The sequence below is a fragment of the Streptomyces sp. genome (assembly GCF_031181555.1).
Taxonomy (GTDB): domain Bacteria; phylum Actinomycetota; class Actinomycetes; order Streptomycetales; family Streptomycetaceae; genus Streptomyces; species Streptomyces fimbriatus.
This window is the reverse complement of record NZ_JAPSKQ010000250.1, coordinates 1-2265: the sequence shown is the minus strand read 5'-3', so window position 1 is coordinate 2265 and position 2265 is coordinate 1. Positions and strand designations below refer to the sequence as shown.

2 protein-coding genes and 1 pseudogene are annotated in these 2265 nt (G+C 72.2%); all 3 read right to left on the bottom strand.

Going from position 1 to position 2265, the window contains the following annotated elements; genetic code table 11:
- A partial coding sequence (locus RIM90_RS29750) for an ArsO family NAD(P)H-dependent flavin-containing monooxygenase (RefSeq protein WP_309063843.1) occupies positions 1–1019 on the bottom strand: 1019 nt, incomplete at its 3' end.
- Positions 1016–2113, bottom strand: a complete 1098-nt coding sequence (gene arsB / locus RIM90_RS29745; protein WP_309063842.1) for an ACR3 family arsenite efflux transporter — start codon at positions 2111–2113, stop codon at positions 1016–1018. The genes RIM90_RS29750 and arsB, both read right to left, overlap by 4 nt.
- Positions 2110–2265: pseudogene (locus tag RIM90_RS29740) on the bottom strand (helix-turn-helix domain-containing protein); the annotation flags it as partial. The gene arsB and the pseudogene RIM90_RS29740, both read right to left, overlap by 4 nt.

Genomic DNA, 2265 nt, shown 5'->3' with positions numbered 1-2265 from the left:
GTCCGGCCCACGCCGATGAGGGTGGCGGAGGCGGGACCGGTCCCATCGCCGTAGCCGAGCAGGTGCAGGCGGGGTTCTCCCACAGCCCGGGTGCCGGCGGTCGCAACGTGGCCGCGCGGGCCGCGCAGCCCGAGCGGGGCGAGGTGGGACAGGGCGGGGCGGAAGCCGGTGCACCAGATGATCGCGTCCGCGTCCGACCGGCTGCCGTCGGCCCACTGGACGCCGGTGGCGGTGAGCCGGCTGAACATCGGCCGGGCTCGCAGGAGTCCGGCGTCGCGGGCGGCGCGGACGGGCGGGACGGCGACGATGTCGCCGAGTGAGGCGACCCCGCCGGTGTCGCCGCGGCCTTCGTCGAGGGCGCGGCGGCGGGCGGTCGCGACGTCGAACAGGACGCGGCCGTCGATGTCGTCGGGGAGGAAGCGGGGCGGGCGCCGGGTCACCCACTTCACCGTCACGTCGCCGTGCAGGGCGAGGTCGGCGGCGATCTGGGCGCCGGAGTTCCCCCCGCCGACGACGATGACGTGCTGACCGGCGAAGTCCGCGGGGCGGCGGTATCCCGTGGTGTGGAGCCGGCGACCGGTGAAGTCGTTGCGGCCGCGGACGGCGGGCAGGAAGGGCCGCGACCAGGTGCCGGTGGCGCTGATCACCGCCCGGGCCCGCCAGGTGCCGGAGTCGGCCTCGACCAGGAGCCGGTCGCCGTCGCGGCGTACGGCGTCCACACGGGTGCCGTGCCGGACGGGCAGGTCGTAGCGCTTCTCGTAGTCGGCGAGGTACTCGACCACGTGCCCGGCGTCCGGGTACGCCTCGCCGGGCCGGGTGGGCATGAGCCGCCCGGGCAGCGAGGAGTGGTCGGCCGGGGAGAACAGGTGCAGCGAGTCCCACATGTGCTGCCAGGCACCGCCCGCCGTCGGCTGCGCGTCGAGGATGACGAAGTCGATGCCCTGGCGACGCAGGTGGTGACCGGCGGCGAGCCCCGCCTGGCCGCCGCCGGCCACCACCACATCCACGTGCTGCGTCATGAACCCGGCTGCGCGGCCGTGAACTTCCGGCGCCAGGACAGGGAGACGTAGACCAGCGCGACGAGGACGGGGACCTCGATGAGCGGGCCGACGACGCCGGACAGGGCCTGGCCGGAGGTGACGCCGAAGGTGGCGATGGCGACCGCGATGGCCAGCTCGAAGTTGTTGCCCGCGGCGGTGAAGGCGAGGGTGGCGGTGCGGTCGTAGGCGAGACCGATGGCCTTGCCGAGCGCGAAGGTGCCGAACCACATCACCGCGAAGTACACCAGCAGCGGCAGCGCGATACGGGCCACGTCCAGCGGCTGCGAGGTGATCGTCTTCCCCTGCAGGGCGAAGAGGATGACGATCGTGAAGAGCAGCCCGTACAGCGCCCAGGGGCCGATCTTCGGCAGGAAGCGCTGCTCGTAGCTCTCGCGGCCCATCTTCTTCTCGCCGATCCGGCGGGTCAGGAAGCCGGCCAGCAGCGGGACGCCGAGGAAGATGACCACGTTCAGGGCGATCTTCCCCATGGAGATGTCCAGGTGCTCGCCGTCGCCGAGGCCGAGCCGGCCGGGCAGCAGGTCGAGGTAGAACCAGCCCAGCAGGCCGAACGCGATCACCTGGAAGACGCTGTTGAGGGCGACCAGGACGGCGGCGGCCTCCCGGTCGCCGCACGCGAGGTCGTTCCAGATGATGACCATGGCGATGCAGCGGGCCAGGCCGACGATGATCAGGCCGGTGCGGTACTCGGGCAGGTCCGGCAGGAAGATCCAGGCCAGCGCGAACATCACGGCCGGGCCGAGGATCCAGTTGATGACCAGGGAGGAGATCATCAGTCTGCGGTCGCCGGTGACGGCGTCGAGCCTGTCGTAGCGGACCTTGGCCAGGACCGGGTACATCATGACCAGCAGGCCGAGCGCGATCGGCAGGGAGATCCCTCCGATCTCGACCTTCGCCAGGGCGTCGTTCAGGCCGGGAATCACGCGCCCGAGGCCGAGGCCGACGGCCATGGCGATCAGGATCCAGACGGCGAGGAAGCGGTCGAGCGTCGACAGCTTCGCAACGACGGAGGCGTTCTCGCCGAGGCCGGTCGCGGGTGCTTCGGTGCGGGTCACGGGCAGGCCCTCTTGTTGTCGGCGGCGGTGCGGGCCTGTTCGGCCAGGTCGGCGAACTGTCCGGCGAGCTGGGCGATGACGTCGGGGCGCAGCTTGTAGTACGTGTAGCGGCCGCACGGCTCGGTCTCGACGACACCGGCCTCGCGCAGCAC